The sequence below is a fragment of the Synechococcus sp. SYN20 genome (genome assembly GCF_014279555.1).
GTDB lineage: Bacteria > Cyanobacteriota > Cyanobacteriia > PCC-6307 > Cyanobiaceae > Synechococcus_C.
The window spans coordinates 2,387,604-2,403,992 of sequence record NZ_CP047959.1; the positions used below are offsets into that span (position 1 = coordinate 2,387,604).

Below are 16,389 nucleotides of genomic sequence, written 5' to 3' on the forward strand. Positions count from 1 at the left end.
CGCATGAGCCTTGGGCTCAGAAGTCCTTGGCCCCCTGATATTCAGAAAGACGAGCAAGGTCAGGGAGTTTTTTCACCCCAGAGTCAAGCTCGCCGTTGATCTCCCACGTCGGGAAACCCTCAATGCCCTTGCTCTGACAGAGCTTGGCGTCGTTGTTTTGACCTGTTGGGGCGCACTCAACAACCTTGAGGGTTTTTGCAGCTTCCTTCCCAAACATCTCCTTCTGGTCATGGCAGTGAGGGCACCAATAGGCGCTGTACATGACTGCTCCAGAGGCCGTGAGGTGTTCTGCAAGGGAGATTTTGGCTGGGTTGCTCTCTGAAACAACCGCTGGAGCTACACCTGGGCCTGTTGCTGCGGCATCGGGACGAGCAGGGTCAAGCACTGAAGCCCAAATCAGGCCACCAAGCAAAACTGCTAGGGCGAGCAAGAAACCGCGAAACAGAAGTTGAGAGGGTTCGTCCCATCCTCCTCCGATGACCGACAACACCAACAAGGTGAGGGAGAGAAGAGCCGAAAGAACGCAGAAAAAACAGAAGGCCTGGATCTTGATCACCATCAGGCCCACCAACACCAGGCTGAACACAGCCATGACGAGTGAGACCGTGAACAAGCCCCACCAGGTGCGACGCGACAAGTCAGCTTTGTTCTCTGACAAACCTGGAAGCAAGGGCACAACCGCCATGACCAGAACCGCGAGATACGCGATCAAGCCGGCAAAAGAGAGGGGAATGCTGAACCCATCCCCCTGAAACAAAGTGCCCCATGGACTATTCAGGACCTTGTCACAACCACCAGCGCCCATCGGGCAGGTGAGATTCCCCAGCACTCCCCAAAAGTTCAGAGTGATCGAGCCGGTATCGATGACGCCGACCGTGGCCAAAACGGCCATGACAATCCGAACCCATTTCGAACCTTGGTCCTGCCGGCGTCGGCTGGTGAGACGCTGAGTTGCCATCAAGGCTGATCAATTACCCATGATTTTGACAGCAAAGCGTGAGCAATTCAGCGTTTAAACATGGCTGTCATCCGTTCATCCGCTCCTAAAGTGGGGGATTGCAGGGTCATGCCATGGCCGGGAACGCCAAAACAGGCAACAGCCTCTCGGAACGGCCCACTGTGGCCTTCGCCCATTTGGGCTGCGAAAAAAACCGCGTGGATACTGAGCACATGCTCGGACTTCTCGCAGAGGCCGGCTATGGGGTGAGCAGCGATGAGAACGACGCCAACCTTGTGGTGGTCAATACCTGCAGCTTTATTCAAGACGCCCGGGAAGAGTCAGTACGAACTCTTGTGGGACTTGCAGAGCAAGGCAAGGAGCTGATCATTGCTGGATGCTTGGCCCAGCATTTTCAGGACGAGCTCCTGGAGTCGATCCCAGAGGCAAAAGCGATCGTTGGCACAGGCGACTATCAGCACATTGTGGAAGTGCTGCAGCAGGTAGAAGCTGGCGAACGGGTGAACCGCGTGAGTGAAACGCCAACCTTTGTGGCCGACGAAAACCTGCCTCGTTACCGCACCACTGGTGAAGCCGTTGCCTACTTGAAAGTTGCTGAGGGCTGCGACTATCGCTGCGCGTTTTGCATCATTCCGCATCTAAGGGGGAATCAGCGCTCACGAACGATTGAATCGATCGTGGCTGAAGCCCATCAGTTGGCAGCACAAGGGGTTCAAGAACTGATCCTGATCAGTCAGATCACCACCAATTACGGCCTTGATCTCTATGGCAAGCCTCGGCTTGCAGATCTTCTGAAGGCCCTAGGCGACGTAGAAATCCCCTGGATCCGCGTGCATTACGCCTATCCCACAGGCCTCACCCCAGACGTACTCGCGGCTTACCGCGATGTTCCCAATGTTCTGCCCTATCTCGATTTACCGCTTCAGCACAGCCATCCTGAAGTCTTGCGAGCGATGAATCGCCCTTGGCAGGCTGATGTGAATGATCGATTGCTCGATCAGATTCGTGAACAACTCCCTGACGCGATCCTGCGCACCACATTGATTGTGGGCTTCCCCGGCGAAACAGAAGCCCAATTCGAACATCTGGCCGGTTTCTTAGAACGTCAACACTTTGATCATGTTGGGATTTTCACCTTCTCGCCAGAAGACGGCACGGCTGCAGCAACACTTCCTGATGCAGTACCTGACGAGATTGCCATCGCGCGCAAGGACAAGTTAATGACCTTGCAACAGCCCATTTCTGCCGCTCGTAATGCGTCCTGGATTGGCAAAACTGTGGATGTCTTAGTGGAGCAACACAATCCCTCCACCGGAGAAATGATCGGTCGATGCTCCCGTTTCGCTCCAGAAGTGGATGGGGAAGTGCTCGTACTACCTGGGGAGAACGGACTGCAAGTGAATCCGGGAACCATGGTGCCCGTTCAGATCACAGGAGCAGATATCTATGACCTCACCGGCAGAGTTGTTGGCGCTTCGCACATGGTTGCCGCAGCACGCGCTGCTACGTGAACAGAAGCCCTAGCTGGCATCGACGTCAACGCACTATTTTTCTTCTTGCCTCCGGCTTGAGCACAGCGGGATCCTTTGCTGGGCTCACCGCAAAGGGCTGGATCCTGATGAGCGGCACAGACAGCGCCATGTTGCTCGCCCTGCATTTCGCCGCACTCTCCTTACCAACTCTGTTGGTCAGCGGTCCTGCGGGTGTGCGAACAGACCGAATCGGCTGTGAGAAGGTTTTGATTCAGGCGCAGTGGGCCCTCCTAGGAGCAGGCCTACTTGGTGCCCTATCCATTCCTCTCCTTGCAGACAACGCCCAGGTTGCTGTGCTGCTCGCCAGCACCCTGCTTATGGGGATTGCCAGTGCCTACGAACTCACGGCCCGCAACAAGTACTGCGCATTGCTTGTGGATGATCCACGCACATTGGCGCCTTACCTCACCAGCTTTTCGGTGGTTTTCAATGTTGGCAAATTAGTCGGTCCTCCTCTGGGGGGATGGCTTGTGGCTTTGACCGGGCCAGCCACAGCCCTCAGCCTCGATGCCCTCACCTATCTCTTACCAATTGCCAGCGTGATCTGGTTGTTAAAGCCCAACAGATCTCTCGAACAACTGAGTAGCAACATGCGTGCCGCCACGTTGAAGTCCGCATGGCAAGAGTGCGGTCCAGTGTTGAGGCATGTGCTGAAATTCACCGGCTTGATCTGTGTTGTTGGCTTCTTTCACCCAGGCCTGGCACCACTCATTGCCGCAAACACGCTTGGACCAAGCCCCCAAGATCTAGGACTCTTCACCAGTGTGCTGGCCGCAGGAAGCATCACCGGTGGAATCGTTCTGCAAAGGAACAGCCACAAATTCAGCAGCCGGCCTGGTCTCACGCTGGGTTGTTTCGCCCTAATTACAGCGGTGGCTCAGCTTGGGATGGCAAGCAGCACATGGATTCCCATCGTGCTGCTAATGGTTTGGCTCATTGGTGCTGGAACTGCTGGTCTGCTCAGTAGCGCCAATTTGATCACCCAGGTTGGCTCGAAGCAGGTGATTAGAGGCCGTATGGCCGGGTTAAGTCAAATCGCTTTTTTGGGTGGTGGAGGCTTAAGTGGACTGATCGCAGCTCAGCTCACGATCACCTTTGGCCTCCAAGCAACATTTGCGATTGCAGGGGGAATTGGCCTGATTTTCTCCGTAGGGGAGATCTGGCGACGCGGCGGAATGCCGATGAACGAGGTCAAATCAGCTTGATGCCGCGCAGGAGAGTGCTGAAGACAAAAGCTGCGACCAAACCGGCGCCCACAAGACCCAAATAGATAACGACGCCCATAACAGACACAGGTTGCAGCAACCATTAGATCAGAAACAGTGCCGAGATACGTGCAAACGCGCTTAAGCTTGTACGCATCGAAATCTTCGGATTTATAACCGGTCTGCATTGAGGGTTGGCCGGCTTCCACGAACGCTTAGCTCTCCCGATACCACCATGCGCACTCTTTTCGTCTATCCACAATTTCCAAAGACGTTCTGGAGTTACGAAAAAATTCTGGAACTGGTGAACCGAAAGGTGTTGCTGCCGCCTTTAGGGCTGGTAACGGTTGCAGCCCTGCTGCCCCAGGAATGGGAGATGAAGTTGGTCGATCGCAATGTGCGCGAAGTCGCCGATGCCGAATGGGATTGGGCAGAGCTGGTGGTGATCTCAGGAATGATTGTCCAGAAGGACGACATGCAACAGCAGATCAATGAAGCTAGGCGCCGTGGCATTCCTGTGGCGGTGGGAGGCCCTTACGCCAGTTCCACCCCTGATGCTCCTGAAATTGCTGACGCCGACTTCAAGATCTTGGATGAGGGCGAAATCACCCTGCCTCTATTTATCGAAGCCATCCAAAGGGGTGATATCAGCGGTCGATTTAGCGCAGAAGGAGAAAAACCCGATGTGACTTCCACCCCAATTCCCCGGTTTGACCTGCTGCAGCTCGATGCCTACGACTCAATGAGCGTGCAGTTCTCTCGGGGATGTCCGTTTAATTGCGAATTTTGCGACATCATCGTTCTCTACGGTCGCAAACCACGCACAAAAACACCTGAGCAATTGATTGCTGAATTGCAATCTCTTTATGACCTGGGATGGAGACGTTCGATCTTCCTGGTAGATGACAATTTCATCGGCAATAAGCGCAACGCGAAGCTTTTGCTCCCGGAAATCAAATCCTGGCAAGAAGATCGGGGCTACCCATTTAGTTTTGCCACTGAAGCCTCAGTCGATTTAGCAGACGACGACGAAATGATGCGAATGATGCACGAAGCTCGCTTTGAAAGCGTATTTCTGGGCATCGAAACTCCAGACGAAGCAAGTTTAGAAGTTGCGAGAAAAGTTCAAAACACTCGCAACCCACTTGATGCTGCTGTTGACCGCATTACCGCAAACGGCATTCGGGTCATGGCTGGATTCATCATTGGTTTTGACGGAGAAAAAGATGGTGCTGGTTTACGGATCGTTGATTTCGTGACCCGTACTGGCATCCCCGCAGCAATGATGGGAATGCTTCAAGCTCTTCCTCAAACAGCCCTATGGCATCGCCTTGAGAAAGAAGGTCGATTAATTCAAGACGAATCGGCAGCCAAAGGTGTGAATCAAACTAATTTGCTTAATTTCAAACCAACCAGGCCCATTCGTGATATCGCCAACGAATATGTTGAAGCATTTTGTGCGCTGTATGAACCCAATGCCTACATGGATCGGGTTTACTCCTATTACTTAAAAATGGGTGCTCCCCGCTGGAAAGGCACCAGCAAATTGCCAACCTGGACTGATATCAAGGCCCTATCCATCGTGATCTGGCGCCAAGGCCTAAAACGCGATACTCGCGGACGCTTTTGGCGCTATCTCTTTGGGATGGCACGTCAGAATCCAGCGATGCTTGAGCAGTTCATCGTTGTACTCGCGCATAACGAGCATTTCATGGAATACAGAGCGATTGTGCAACAGGAGATCCGTGAGCAGCTGGAATCGTTGCCCCCAGAAGAACCCAGCAATTCTCGCGAACTTCAGCCTGTTTGATGAATTAATCCTGAACGTAAGTGCTTCCGTCTCGCAAGCACTGTTCGGCCTTCTGAAGTTCCCGACCTAGATACAACGCATGATCTAAACAGCTAAGTGGATGGTCCTCTGCCCCTTCGCTTAAAGCAATCCCCACCTCTTTTGCAGTACGCCCTCGCCACACGGCCGACGGTGTTCTCGCTCCACCCTGGCGGCAAGCGATCACTTCACCGGAATCGGGGTCTCGTGCAAGGCCTCGCTCATCAATCGTGTTTCCGTAGTGCTCAACAACTAAGTCATCGGCAGCAACATCCACGCGAATCAAGAAATAGCCCAATGGATCCAAAGCGATAAACCGTTGAGACAGCTGATCATCCAGATGGGAACGCGCGTCTCGGGCAATGGCGGTATTAATCTGGTTCAATCTGGCGGCGATGCTCTTCTTAACTTACAGAGCAAGTGAAGGCGTCTCTTTTCGAAAAGGGAGCTCAGCATTGATTGCCTCAATCTCCTCGAGCATCAGTGGATTGACCGTGCCAAGCCAGCCACGAATCAGTCCATCCATCTGGGGCTCATACCAGCGATGGAGACTCGTATGAGGTCGAGCAACAAACCCACGCCGTCGTTTATGGCTCCCTCCTGCTCCTGGATCAAAACTCTTCAGCCCTTGTTTCAGCGCCCACTCGATCGGGGCGTAGTAGCAAACCTCAAAATGCAAACAATCAATTTCCTCATTGCTACCCCAGTAACGGCCCCAGAGCGACGCATCATCGTGAACGCATAGTGACATGGCAACGGGCTCATGGGGGTTGCCACGATGAGCACTAAAGAGAACAATCTGCTCACGCAACGAGTTCCTAGCCAAAGCATCGAAAAATGATGCGTCGAGGTACTTACTACCCCACATTCCCCAACGCGCACAGTGCTGTTCATAGAACCTATGCATGCACTGCATCAACGAAGGGTCGAGATCATCACTAGAAAGTGGCGTGATCTCTAGACCTGCTTCACGGACTGCCTTCCGCTCTCGCTTGATATTGCGGCGCTGATTGGCATTAAATCCTGCCAGATAGTCACTGAAATTAGCCTGACCATCAGACGTCCAAAGACTCTGCTGATTCAACCAAGAGGCGCAACCTGCCGCTTCTGCCAAAGGGCGCCAAAGCGGATCGACATAGAGAAAGTTACAGCTGAGGATGCCATTATTACGAGCGAAGGTATCAATTAACTCCAGCATGAGTTGAGTTAATACTGCAAGATCTTCATCTGCCGCCACATAAAAGCGATAGCCCTGCACCGGGCTTACGGGGCTCATCCCAATCAATTTTGGGTAGTAACGAAGACCAAGATCGCCAGCAAGCCGTGCGAACGCTTGGTCAAATACAAATTCCCCGTAGCTGTGGCCCTTGAGATACAGAGGCGCAAGCGCACAAAGCTGGTCCTCTCCACGCCACAGGGAAAGATGCAGTGGCTGCCATCCCTGATCGGGCGCCACGCTCCCAGAATCCTCAAGAGCAGCGAGCCAATTCCAGCGATAGAAGGGAATGACTTCAGGACCAAGCAGTTGCTCCCACTGCTGTTCGGGTATCTCCCGAATCGAGCGATGCCAACGAGCCTTCAGGGATGCCATAACCGGCGAAGACAGCGGCGAAGGTCAAGACCCTAACCAGTGAGCGCCAACAGAGTCACACTGAACGCAGGTCAGTTCTTTCCAACCTGCTGTGAACCGTTCAACACCACGAAAAAAGCTGGTGGTTTTCACGTTCTTGGCCTTTAGCTTGATGTTCAGCGGAGCTGCAGTCCAAGCAGGCCTACTGCAGCCATTGCTGCAAATGATGCGCCCAAAACTAGAGCGTGAGCTTGCTGATCAATGTCAGGCACTCGCAAAACAAGCTCTCCAGGGCGCTGAACTCGACCTGGAACCACCTAGCAGCATGGGGAAGCAGCCTTGTCAGGCGTTGGCCAAACCCGTCAGTGAATGTCTGATTCGTGAAACCAGTCGTAGTGGCAGAGAGCTTGGTGTGATCAGCGAGCTGTTATCAGGCCGAATTGGAGATGACGTCGAAGTTGTGATCAAACGCTGTCTGGCGTCGCTGCTGGGACTCCAGGCAACTGACCTACAAGATGTCCCCCTCAGCGAGCTCTTTCAGCGACTGCGTCCATAACGCACCACAAGCTCACTGCCACTCAGTCGATCGGCCGATAACAGCGTCCAAGCGTCGGGCTGCGACAGCGCCGTTGGCATGCTGAATCCATCGATCGGAATCCAGCTGAACCGACCTCCCAGAAGGCATGGGCTCAGGGTGAGCTGCAGTTCATCCACCTGATCGGCTTCCAATAGAGACCCGCAGAGGCCCGCCCCTCCAAGAAGAACAAGGCGATGAAAGCCCAATGCAGCGAGATCAACCAAGGTGGTCTCCCAAGACGCTTGCAACGGATGAATGACGGAGAAACCTTCCACTGACAACCGATCTGGGGTCAAGAGATGACGTTCAAGCTTTTGTCGAAAAAACGGCCACTCCAGACAAAAATCTGGGCTGCGACTCACCACGAGAGCCGTTGGCTGTAATGGCTTGCCGTCTTGTTTGCGCTGAGCCAAAAGCTGTTGTTCATGAATCAAACAGGTGCAGCGGTGGGCCCGCAGTGTCCCTGCACCGATCAGGACAGCATCGGACCAGGCCAAAGCCTGCTCAAGCACGTGCCTATCACCAGCACCGCCCAGCTGAGCGGCCCCTCCAGAAGCAGGTGCAAGCCGTCCATCAAGGCTGACGGCAAGAACAAGGCGAACCGACGGTCGCTCCACGTTGAAACAGCCTCAGTTAAGACAGCCTTAGCCGTTAACGGCGGAATGCATTGCTTCTGGCATCGCGTTGAGCGCAGGCGCTTCGGCGTACACCTCTGCAGCGTTATTAGGACTCTCCTGAAGCCGCACCTTGTGCAGCTGAGCGCCAATGGCGCGAACGGGAGTGGTTAGTCGATCAACGATGTGAAGGGCAATATTCTCAGCGGTAGGAACACAATCAGCGAAATGGGCCACGTCCTTATTGAGGAACGTGTGATCAAAAGGCTCAACGACCAGATCACTCACGAGACGCTGAAGGGCTGCTAAATCGCAAACCATCCCAGTACGGGGATCAATACTTCCGCGAACAGTGACATCAACTAAGTAGTTGTGGCCATGTCCATGGGGTCGGGCACATTTTCCATAAATCTGCTCATTTTCCTCTTGGCTCAACTCTGGTCTTGCCAGACGGTGCGCAGCAGCGAAGTGAGTGCGAATAGTGAGATAGGCGTCCATGGTTTGTCCGAGGTAGTCGGCCCACAGGCCTGATGATTCGTAAAGGCGCAGCGCCACAAGAGGGAGCTGATTGGCCAACCGAGACCAGATGATCCGAACAAGGGCTTCGGTGGTTGGCAGGCAACCCTCCGAACGCGTGATATCGAATTCTGGCCATGCCTCATTGAGGAAGCGGAAATCGAGTTGTTCAGTGATCTCCGAGCGAATCGCGTGCTTGACCTCAGAGAGGTTGAGCACCATGCCGTTGGCGTCTAGGCCACCGGCCATGGACACAATCAATTCGTAGTTGTGTCCATGGCCAGGGGCTATGGCACAGGATCCAAAGCGGGCAGCGTTGTCATCAGCACTTAATTCCGGCAACCAATAACGGTGGCTGGAGCTGAAACAGGCTCGGCGGGTGATGACACAGCCACGACCTTGGCCGTGCGGTGCCGTCGTGATGGCATCAGTCATGACGTGGTCTGACCAACGATCATCCTAGTGAGTTCACCCACCTGCCGAACTGATGGCTGACGTCGCGACCACGACACCACACCCTTTGAAGGCCCGTCTGGGCGGCCGCAACCTCTACCTGATCGGAATGATGGGAAGCGGCAAAAGCAGCACAGGGCGCCCCCTGGCCCAACGCCTGGGCTATGGCTTCGTCGACGCCGACGGAGTCGTGGAAGCTTTAGCTGGCCGCCCCATTCCCCAAATCTTTGAAACAGACGGTGAGCAAGGGTTCCGAACACTCGAGAGGCAGGTGCTGCAGGCCATTGGCGAGCGCCATTCGCTCGTGGTTGCGACCGGTGGTGGGGTGATCACACAACCAGAAAACTGGGGCGTTCTGCATCAAGGGATCGTGATCTGGCTTGCCCCTGAGCGGGACCAACTTCTGGCGCGTCTGCATCAAGATCCAGGCGCAAGGCCCCTGCTCCAAGAGCGCGATCCTGCTGCGGCACTAGACGCACTTCTTGAAGCTCGCACCCCTCTTTATGCCGAGGCCGATTTACGGATCACGGTGGGCAACGAAACGGTCAACGCTGTGACAGAACGCATCCTTGAGGCCGTCCCTGGCATTCTCAAACCCGATGAGCTCATGTTCCAGGCTCCAAACGCACCGCAAACCACTGAAGATTGAAGCCGGGAGCCAATTCGAGATCGCACGCCGTATCTAACAGCCTTTCTGCGGCAGCAGACGAGGAGCCAAAATCACGCAAATCACTCGGTAGCACTGACATGTTTTCCAGCTGTTCGGTCAGCCATGTCAAGGTGTCCTCGGAACTGAGCAGTCGTTCTGGCTTGCCCGGTTCAAGCACCACATAGTGATCACAAGCACGGATGAGGGGATCGGACATAACTCGGCCACTGCTGGCAATGATCATGGCCGTGCTTCTTCTCAGTGGGCCCTCAAAACCAGCCCTAGCGGACAACACTCAAAACAATCAGCAACTCGAAGCCCGGCTCGAAGCATGGCCCGCCTGGTCGGATCCTGCGCCTCTGCCGCGGCCACGAGCCAAGCAGGACTTGGTGTATCCCGATTGGTTTGAAGGGCTTTGGGAGGTGGAAAGTCTCGATCTTTTGGCGGACGGAACGGTGAACGTAAACGTGCCTCCCTTGCAGCATCTGGCCCAGTTTCAGCGCAATCAGCACGACGATGTGGTGGGAAATCGACCGTTTAATGCCAGGGCCGTTGGACAGGCGCTCTTAGGCGAGCAACTGATCAGCGTGGAGCAAGCCCCTCATCAAGTGAACCGTCAGCTCGCTCGACTGAGCGACGATCGACTGCTGGAAACGACCGTGATCGGGAGGCAACAAACATCGATCAACGCCGCAGCCTTTCTGAGTGATGAGCTTGTTCTCCAGGTCATGCATGGGGCAAGGGCACCAAGGCTCAGCAGAATTGAAACACTGAGTCGGTATCAACCATGCCCAGATGTTCCAACCGCTGAAATCATCAACCGAATCTGTGTGGAGCAATGGCAGCAGACCTATCCAGCTCCCGGGGAAGCCAGCACATCATTTATGCAACGAGAAAGCCGTTTCAAGCTCACGCTCACACGGCTGCAGGATCTGGCTGAAACACGCGAGACTCAAGCTGATCGCGCCATTCAAATAATGGCTGAAGGCGGGGATGATCACTGAGGCCAGCAACGCCGCGGCCAGCCAATTGAGACCCTGCTGAGGCGGGGAAGCGCAACAGAGATAGCTGCGCCGCTACTGCCAAATCAGCCAGGCTGAGGGAATCTCCAACCAAGAAGCCGCCTGGAGTCAGGCCATCTGCGATCGCGATCAGGTTGTGGAGCATGGCGGAACGCTCCTCCTGGCCAAACAGCTCATTGACCCCACTCAGCCAACCCGTGGGAACGCCGGTCATCACCTGCCGAATCGGGCCCGGTACGTCATCAGGCAAAAGGGCTGCACGCAAATCTGGGTCATCCACAGCAGCCTGAAGCAGAGCCGCGCGGACGGATCCAGCCAAGGTTGTATCGGCCCAATCTTCGATCAAATGAATCTGGGCCACAGCGCGACGATCCTTCGGGAAGAAGGGCGGTTCGGGCTGCAGCTCGTCCAAGTAACCACAAATCGCGCTGGAATCTGCCACCACCGTGTCGCCATCCACGAGCACCGGAACTTGCCTTTGCCCCGACAAACGGAACACGGCAAGTTGACCGATTCCTGGTGTGACCTCCACTTCTCGGAAGCTCAAACCCTTGGCATGCAACGCCATTCGCACCTTGAGGCAGAAGGCGGAATGACGGAATTGATGCAGCTCCAGCATGACCGTCTTTGCCCTAAGCCGGCAGAGTAGCTATCAGATTCATATCCCTGCCAGGACCATGCGCGAGTTTTTCGTCAATGTGACGCGTTACCCGCGCTATCTCATTGCCTTCAGTCTTGGAGTCCTTAACTCCGTTGCCGAGCCTCTGGCTCAGCGGCGCAGCAATCCCGTCACTGCAGTTGCACTGATCGGGGCTTTGATTAGTGGATTGATCACGCTTGGATTAGTGCTGCGTGCCATGGTGACTACTACAGCACCACTGAGCTGACGATGGCCCAGGGACGTCGAGTTGAGCGGGTTGCCGCCTTAATCCGCAAGGAAACCAGCGAGCTGCTCATTAATGGAATCCGTGACGAACGGGTCCATCAAGGGATGGTGAGCATCACCGAAGTAGAAGTCAGCGGCGACCTTCAACATTGTCGAATTTTCGTCAGTGTCTTCGGCGAACAAGCGCAAAAAGATGAGGTCATGGAGGGCCTTGAGGCTGCAAGAGGGTTTCTCCGTGGGGAACTAGGCCGTCGATTGCAAATGCGCCGAGCCCCTGAAATCGTTTTCAAACTCGATCTTGGAATTGAGAAAGGCACCACAGTGCTCCATTTGCTTGGGGAGCTCGGACGGGAGCGGAATGTACGAGGAGACGTACCGGAGGGAACAGATCTCCCAAACAATCCATGAAAGAGGGAGAGCTCCGTCAAGCCGTCGCCAGGTTGTTGGTTGTGCGCGCCAGCGGTCATGCCACAGACAGGCAAAGGCGATACCCGCGCTGGGAGCTCAGCAATAACGAGCTAGAACAGCTCTTAGGCGCTGGAGTCGGGGGGGTGATCCTGCTCGGTGGAACAGCCACAGAGTTGCAACAACGCTGCCGCACACTGCAACGCTGGGCTGGGCAACCGATTCTGTTATGCGCTGACGTTGAGGAAGGCGTGGGCCAACGCTTTGAGGGGGCCAGCTGGCTTGTACCTCCGATGGCGCTCGGACGGTTGCATCAGAGAGCTCCGCAACAGGCGGTGCAGCTTGCAGAAAACTACGGACGTTGTTGCGGCAATCAGGCAAAGCGTTGCGGGCTCAACTGGGTGCTAGCTCCTGTTTGCGATGTGAACAGCAACCCCGACAATCCCGTCATCAACGTGCGGGCATGGGGAGAAGATCCACGCACCGTGGGGGAGTTAACAACAGCCTTTCAGCGTGGACTGGCCGCTACGGGTGTTTTGGGCTGCGCCAAGCATTTCCCTGGGCATGGAGACACCGCCACCGACTCCCACCTGGAACTTCCTCTGCTGCAACACAGTCGCGAACGCCTAGAGAGCCTTGAACTTCAACCGTTTCGCACCCTGATTCAGGAGGGAATCAGCAGTGTGATGACCGGCCATCTGCTGATTCCATCCTTGGATGAACAGTGGCCAGCCACCCTCTCCGCCAATGTGCTCACCACGCTTTTGCGCGTTGATCTTGGCTTCAAGGGACTTGTTGTCACCGATGCCTTGGTGATGGAGGCCATAGCGGCTCGCTACGGAGCAGGCGAAGCCGCAGTGCTCGCATTCGCCGCAGGTGCTGACCTCATCTTGATGCCGGCCGATGCCGTAGCGGCCATCGATGCCCTCTGTGATGCACTCCGTTCTGGTCGTGTGCCGATGGCCCGTCTACACGACTCTCTGGAACGCCGCCAGGCTGCTGTGCAGTCGATCCCGCCGGCGCTCGATTCGGACAACAACGACCACAGGATCGAAACAGCAGAAGAAAGAGCCCTCACGTTGGAGCTCGTAACGCAGTCGCTGGAGATCTCCAACTCTCCAACCACCAAGGCCTCAACTCAGCCCAACGGGTCAACCGAGGCCAACCGGATCGATGGCATCAACCTGATCCGGGTGGATGGTGTTCTTCCCTGCCCGGTGCTTCCTGCTGACGCCCCTGCAATCCTTCTTCCCAAGAAGCTCGGATTCCACTCCGTGCTGAGTCATCCCCTCGGGATTTCTCCGTGGGCAGACCCTGCAGACCCCCTGGCACCTCTGGCGCTCGATCGCCTCGGGCATGGGCCTCTGCTCCTGCAATTGTTTGTGCGCGGCAATCCATTTCAAGCCAACCGCAGCATTCGGGAACCCTGGACTGACGCCATCCAACAACTGATTGACTTGAACCGACTGTTTGGATTGGTGGTCTATGGAAGTCCCTATGTCTGGGAGGCCCTGAGCGCACTCCTGCCGAGCTTTATTCCAGCGGCTTACAGCCCGGGCCAAATGCCTGACGCACAGGAACAGCTGCTTCAACGTCTGTTGAATCCCGATCCTTCTCCAGCTCTATCCAGGTTGGGCATCAATGAATTCACCGACTGAACGGGCCTAGCCTCAGCCCCAGACCTGCCCAAGACAAGACCATGCTCAGCCTCTCAATGATCGTGCGAAACGAGCAGGAGCGGCTGGGGGCCTGCCTGGACTCCGTAAAGGCCTTTACCGACGAAATGGTCATTGTTGACACGGGCTCTACCGACAACACGATTGCAATTGCAAAAGAAGCTGGTGCTCGGGTCGAGCAGATGCCTTGGCCAGGCGATTTCGCTCCCGCACGCAATGTTGCCCTGGGCTTTGTAACCGGCGACTGGGTGCTCGTGCTTGATGCGGATGAGTGCCTAAGAGCTGAAGCGGTCCCTGCTCTTAAGGCGCTCATGGCCCAGCCGGATGTGCTGGTCATCAATCTGCTGCGCCATGAGCAGGGTGCTGCGATGGCGCCCTACTCCAGTGTGAGTCGTCTCTTTCGCCGGCATCCACGCATCCGCTGGAGCCGCCCATATCACTCGATGGTGGATGACAGCGTGCGCGAACTGCTCCAGGACGAACCCCACTGGCGAATCGCCGACTGCCCAGAGCCAGCCCTACTTCACGACGGTTACCGGCCCGAACAACTGCAAGGAACGGATAAAGCAGATCGTCTCCGCCGGTCCATGCAGGAATGGCTGGAGCAGGAACCCGGACATCCCTACGCCTGCGCCAAGCTCGGGGCCCTCGAGGTGGCGGATGGAGATCGGATGCACGGCACCGCCCTGCTGCGCGAAGGACTTGCCAACCTTGGCGAGGGTGATGAGAACGCTGCAGAGCGCTATGAGCTGTTGCTCCATCTGGGCATCGCCTTGAGCACAGAGGACACCGACCAGGCCATCGGGTTCTACAAACAAGCCTTGGCGCAGGCTTTGGACGTCCGTCTCGGCCTTGGCGCCAGGCTGAATTTGGCCGCCCTGCTGCTCCAGACCAACAAGATCGATGAGGCGATCCAACTGACCAAAACAGCGTGTCAGCGTGCTCCTGAAGTGGCCCTTGCTTGGTACAACCTGGGGCTGATGCAACGCCGCAAGGGTGAGATCAAGGATGCGTTGCAGTCCTATGAACGAGCGATCAGCCTGGAACCCAACCATGCCGAATGCCATCAGAACCTTGCCGTTGCGCGGCTCGTCGGTGGAGACATCGACGGAGCGAGAACGTCATTCCGTGAGGCAATCGCCTTATTCAACAGCCAGGGGAAAGGCGACCAGGCCAGAGCCTTGCACGATCAGGTGAGCGGACTGGTGAAACTCAATGAGGTGAATGCATGATTGCTGGAGGCAGTCCCGGTCTGAAAGGGCGCACCATCGTTGTTACAAGGGCTCGGGAACAACTGGGAGAAGCCCGAAAGCTTTTGGAACAACAAGGTGCCAGGGTTCTCGACCTGCCGGCTTTAGAAATCGGCCCTCCTGATGAATGGGGGCCTCTGGATGATGCTCTAGCTGAATTGGATGAATTCCACTGGGTGGTCTTCTCCAGTGCCAATGGGGTGCAGGCCGTTGATGAACGCCTGCGGCTCCAGGGCAGCAGCCTCGGACGTAGGCCTGCTGGGCTCCGTATTGCTGCTGTGGGACGCAAAACAGCACGCCTGCTGGATCACCTGGGAGCCCCCGCTGATTTCGTCCCACCTGACTTCGTGGCCGACAGCCTGATCGAACACTTCCCTGTTTCAGGTTGGGGGCTCAGACTCCTGTTGCCGCGGGTGCAAAGCGGAGGCCGCACGCTGCTCGCTGAAGCCTTTGGAGAAGCGGGTGCGAGGGTCGTGGAAGTAGCTGCCTACGAATCCCGCTGTCCAGCGGACATGCCAGAAACCACGGCCACGGCGTTGGCTTCTGGGGAGGTGGATGCGATCACGTTCAGCAGTGGGAAAACGGTTCTCCATACGGCTGCACTGCTGGAGCAAACACTTGGAGCGGAGAAAGCAGCCCATGCCATGAGCTCTATCGCACTTGTGTCGATTGGGCCCCAAACCAGCCAGCGTTGTCTTGACCAATTCGGACGCGTCGACCAAGAAGCCAACCCTCATGATCTCGACGGTTTAACCCAGGCCTGCCTTCAGGTGATGCAAACCCGCTGAGACTGCCCGGACTGAATCACAGTTAGGCAGCCCGTGCGGATATTGATGGCTTGCACCTCAAGGTCCATTGGGAAAAGCTGCTGAGCCTCGCCAGGGCAACGGCCTCCTGCCCCCAAACACACCACTCCCGATCCCTCAGTAGTGCTGATCAATGCACGCAACTGATCATCCACAGAGAGCACACCGAGGACCTTCCAGTCCCGTTCTCCCGAGGCACCGAGCTCGGGCCCAGACGTACGTGTCGGAAAAGGCGCAAAAGGGTCGATGCGTCCCTCTGGAACAGCGACAAGAACCTCATCAACACTGGGCAAAACGGTTAAGGAAGTTACCGGTGGCAGCGAAACAACCTTGGACTCAGGCAATGCCAAAGGGGTTGCATTAACGCGATTGGTTTGAGTTGCATCCGTTGAATCAGCAGAACATCCACCGATCAATGCCCCAAGCATCAGAGTTGAAAGAG

Annotated in this window: 19 protein-coding genes; 11 read left to right on the top strand and 8 right to left on the bottom strand. The window is 55.9% G+C overall.

The window, feature by feature from the left end:
* Positions 1 to 16: 16 nt before the first annotated feature.
* Positions 17 to 958 (bottom strand): vitamin K epoxide reductase family protein, encoded by a 942-nt coding sequence (locus SynSYN20_RS12665; protein ID WP_186523948.1) that lies wholly within the window; start codon positions 956 to 958, stop codon positions 17 to 19.
* 113 nt (positions 959 to 1,071) lie between these two features.
* Here SynSYN20_RS12665 and rimO point away from each other — a divergent pair, with 113 nt between their 5' ends.
* The 3 genes from rimO to SynSYN20_RS12680 all read left to right on the top strand — a co-directional run bounded on the left by rimO (position 1,072) and on the right by SynSYN20_RS12680 (position 5,505).
* Positions 1,072 to 2,469 (top strand): 30S ribosomal protein S12 methylthiotransferase RimO, encoded by a 1,398-nt coding sequence (gene rimO, locus SynSYN20_RS12670; RefSeq protein ID WP_186523949.1) that lies wholly within the window; start codon positions 1,072 to 1,074, stop codon positions 2,467 to 2,469.
* Complete coding sequence (locus SynSYN20_RS12675; protein ID WP_186523950.1) at positions 2,466 to 3,695, top strand: MFS transporter; 1,230 nt, start codon at positions 2,466 to 2,468, stop codon at positions 3,693 to 3,695. Before rimO ends, SynSYN20_RS12675 begins: the two co-directional genes overlap by 4 nt.
* A 235-nt stretch (positions 3,696 to 3,930) precedes the next feature.
* Positions 3,931 to 5,505, top strand: a complete 1,575-nt coding sequence (locus SynSYN20_RS12680) for a B12-binding domain-containing radical SAM protein (protein WP_186523951.1) — start codon at positions 3,931 to 3,933, stop codon at positions 5,503 to 5,505.
* Between the two features lie 4 nt (positions 5,506 to 5,509).
* On the opposite strand, the gene SynSYN20_RS12685 is transcribed toward SynSYN20_RS12680, so the two are convergent.
* Entirely contained in the window at positions 5,510 to 5,908 is a 399-nt protein-coding gene (locus SynSYN20_RS12685) for a DUF4346 domain-containing protein (protein WP_186523952.1), read from the bottom strand.
* 24 nt (positions 5,909 to 5,932) lie between these two features.
* Entirely contained in the window at positions 5,933 to 7,114 is a 1,182-nt protein-coding gene (locus tag SynSYN20_RS12690) for a GNAT family N-acetyltransferase (RefSeq protein ID WP_186523953.1), read from the bottom strand.
* A 151-nt stretch (positions 7,115 to 7,265) separates the two neighbouring features.
* Between SynSYN20_RS12690 and SynSYN20_RS12695 the strand changes: the two genes are divergently transcribed.
* Positions 7,266 to 7,649 (top strand): hypothetical protein, encoded by a 384-nt coding sequence (locus SynSYN20_RS12695; protein WP_255476275.1) that lies wholly within the window; start codon positions 7,266 to 7,268, stop codon positions 7,647 to 7,649.
* Here SynSYN20_RS12695 and SynSYN20_RS12700 read toward each other — a convergent pair.
* A complete protein-coding gene (locus SynSYN20_RS12700) occupies positions 7,631 to 8,287 on the bottom strand; it encodes a dihydrofolate reductase family protein (protein ID WP_186523955.1) in 657 nt (218 codons plus the stop codon). The two genes, SynSYN20_RS12695 and SynSYN20_RS12700, sit on opposite strands and share 19 nt — an antisense overlap.
* A 27-nt stretch (positions 8,288 to 8,314) precedes the next feature.
* Positions 8,315 to 9,235, bottom strand: coding sequence for a 6-carboxytetrahydropterin synthase (locus SynSYN20_RS12705; RefSeq protein ID WP_186523956.1), 921 nt, complete (start codon positions 9,233 to 9,235; stop codon positions 8,315 to 8,317).
* Between the two features lie 52 nt (positions 9,236 to 9,287).
* Here SynSYN20_RS12705 and SynSYN20_RS12710 point away from each other — a divergent pair, with 52 nt between their 5' ends.
* Positions 9,288 to 9,902, top strand: a complete 615-nt coding sequence (locus tag SynSYN20_RS12710) for a shikimate kinase (protein ID WP_186523957.1) — start codon at positions 9,288 to 9,290, stop codon at positions 9,900 to 9,902.
* On the opposite strand, the gene SynSYN20_RS12715 is transcribed toward SynSYN20_RS12710, so the two are convergent.
* Entirely contained in the window at positions 9,859 to 10,119 is a 261-nt protein-coding gene (locus tag SynSYN20_RS12715; protein WP_186523958.1) for a chlororespiratory reduction protein 7, read from the bottom strand. The two genes, SynSYN20_RS12710 and SynSYN20_RS12715, sit on opposite strands and share 44 nt — an antisense overlap.
* Before the next feature lie 25 nt (positions 10,120 to 10,144).
* Between SynSYN20_RS12715 and SynSYN20_RS12720 the strand changes: the two genes are divergently transcribed.
* Positions 10,145 to 10,906 carry a DUF6816 family protein gene (locus SynSYN20_RS12720; RefSeq protein ID WP_186523959.1) on the top strand — a complete coding sequence of 254 codons (762 nt, stop codon included), beginning with the start codon at positions 10,145 to 10,147 and terminating at the stop codon, positions 10,904 to 10,906.
* Here SynSYN20_RS12720 and SynSYN20_RS12725 read toward each other — a convergent pair.
* The gene (locus SynSYN20_RS12725; RefSeq protein ID WP_186523960.1) at positions 10,818 to 11,543 is read right to left on the bottom strand and encodes a glutathione S-transferase family protein; all 726 of its coding nucleotides are present in this window, start codon (positions 11,541 to 11,543) and stop codon (positions 10,818 to 10,820) included. The genes SynSYN20_RS12720 and SynSYN20_RS12725 overlap by 89 nt on opposite strands.
* A 58-nt stretch (positions 11,544 to 11,601) precedes the next feature.
* Between SynSYN20_RS12725 and SynSYN20_RS12730 the strand changes: the two genes are divergently transcribed.
* Genes SynSYN20_RS12730 through SynSYN20_RS12750 form a run of 5 tightly spaced genes read left to right on the top strand, consistent with a single transcriptional unit; the run spans position 11,602 to position 15,929 of the window.
* The gene (locus SynSYN20_RS12730) at positions 11,602 to 11,811 is read left to right on the top strand and encodes a DUF751 family protein (protein WP_186525647.1); all 210 of its coding nucleotides are present in this window, start codon (positions 11,602 to 11,604) and stop codon (positions 11,809 to 11,811) included.
* Between the two features lie 2 nt (positions 11,812 to 11,813).
* On the top strand, positions 11,814 to 12,218 hold the full coding sequence (gene rbfA / locus SynSYN20_RS12735; protein ID WP_186523961.1) for a 30S ribosome-binding factor RbfA: 405 nt from the start codon (positions 11,814 to 11,816) through the stop codon (positions 12,216 to 12,218).
* Positions 12,215 to 13,873, top strand: a complete 1,659-nt coding sequence (locus tag SynSYN20_RS12740; protein WP_186523962.1) for a glycoside hydrolase family 3 N-terminal domain-containing protein — start codon at positions 12,215 to 12,217, stop codon at positions 13,871 to 13,873. The genes rbfA and SynSYN20_RS12740 overlap by 4 nt, the downstream gene beginning before the upstream one ends.
* A 41-nt stretch (positions 13,874 to 13,914) precedes the next feature.
* Positions 13,915 to 15,123, top strand: coding sequence for a glycosyltransferase family 2 protein (locus SynSYN20_RS12745; RefSeq protein ID WP_186523963.1), 1,209 nt, complete (start codon positions 13,915 to 13,917; stop codon positions 15,121 to 15,123).
* The gene (locus SynSYN20_RS12750; RefSeq protein ID WP_186523964.1) at positions 15,120 to 15,929 is read left to right on the top strand and encodes a uroporphyrinogen-III synthase; all 810 of its coding nucleotides are present in this window, start codon (positions 15,120 to 15,122) and stop codon (positions 15,927 to 15,929) included. Before SynSYN20_RS12745 ends, SynSYN20_RS12750 begins: the two co-directional genes overlap by 4 nt.
* Here the strand turns inward: SynSYN20_RS12750 and SynSYN20_RS12755 are convergent.
* Positions 15,908 to 16,375, bottom strand: a complete 468-nt coding sequence (locus SynSYN20_RS12755; RefSeq protein WP_186523965.1) for a hypothetical protein — start codon at positions 16,373 to 16,375, stop codon at positions 15,908 to 15,910. The genes SynSYN20_RS12750 and SynSYN20_RS12755 overlap by 22 nt on opposite strands.
* Between the last annotated feature and the right edge of the window lie 14 nt (positions 16,376 to 16,389).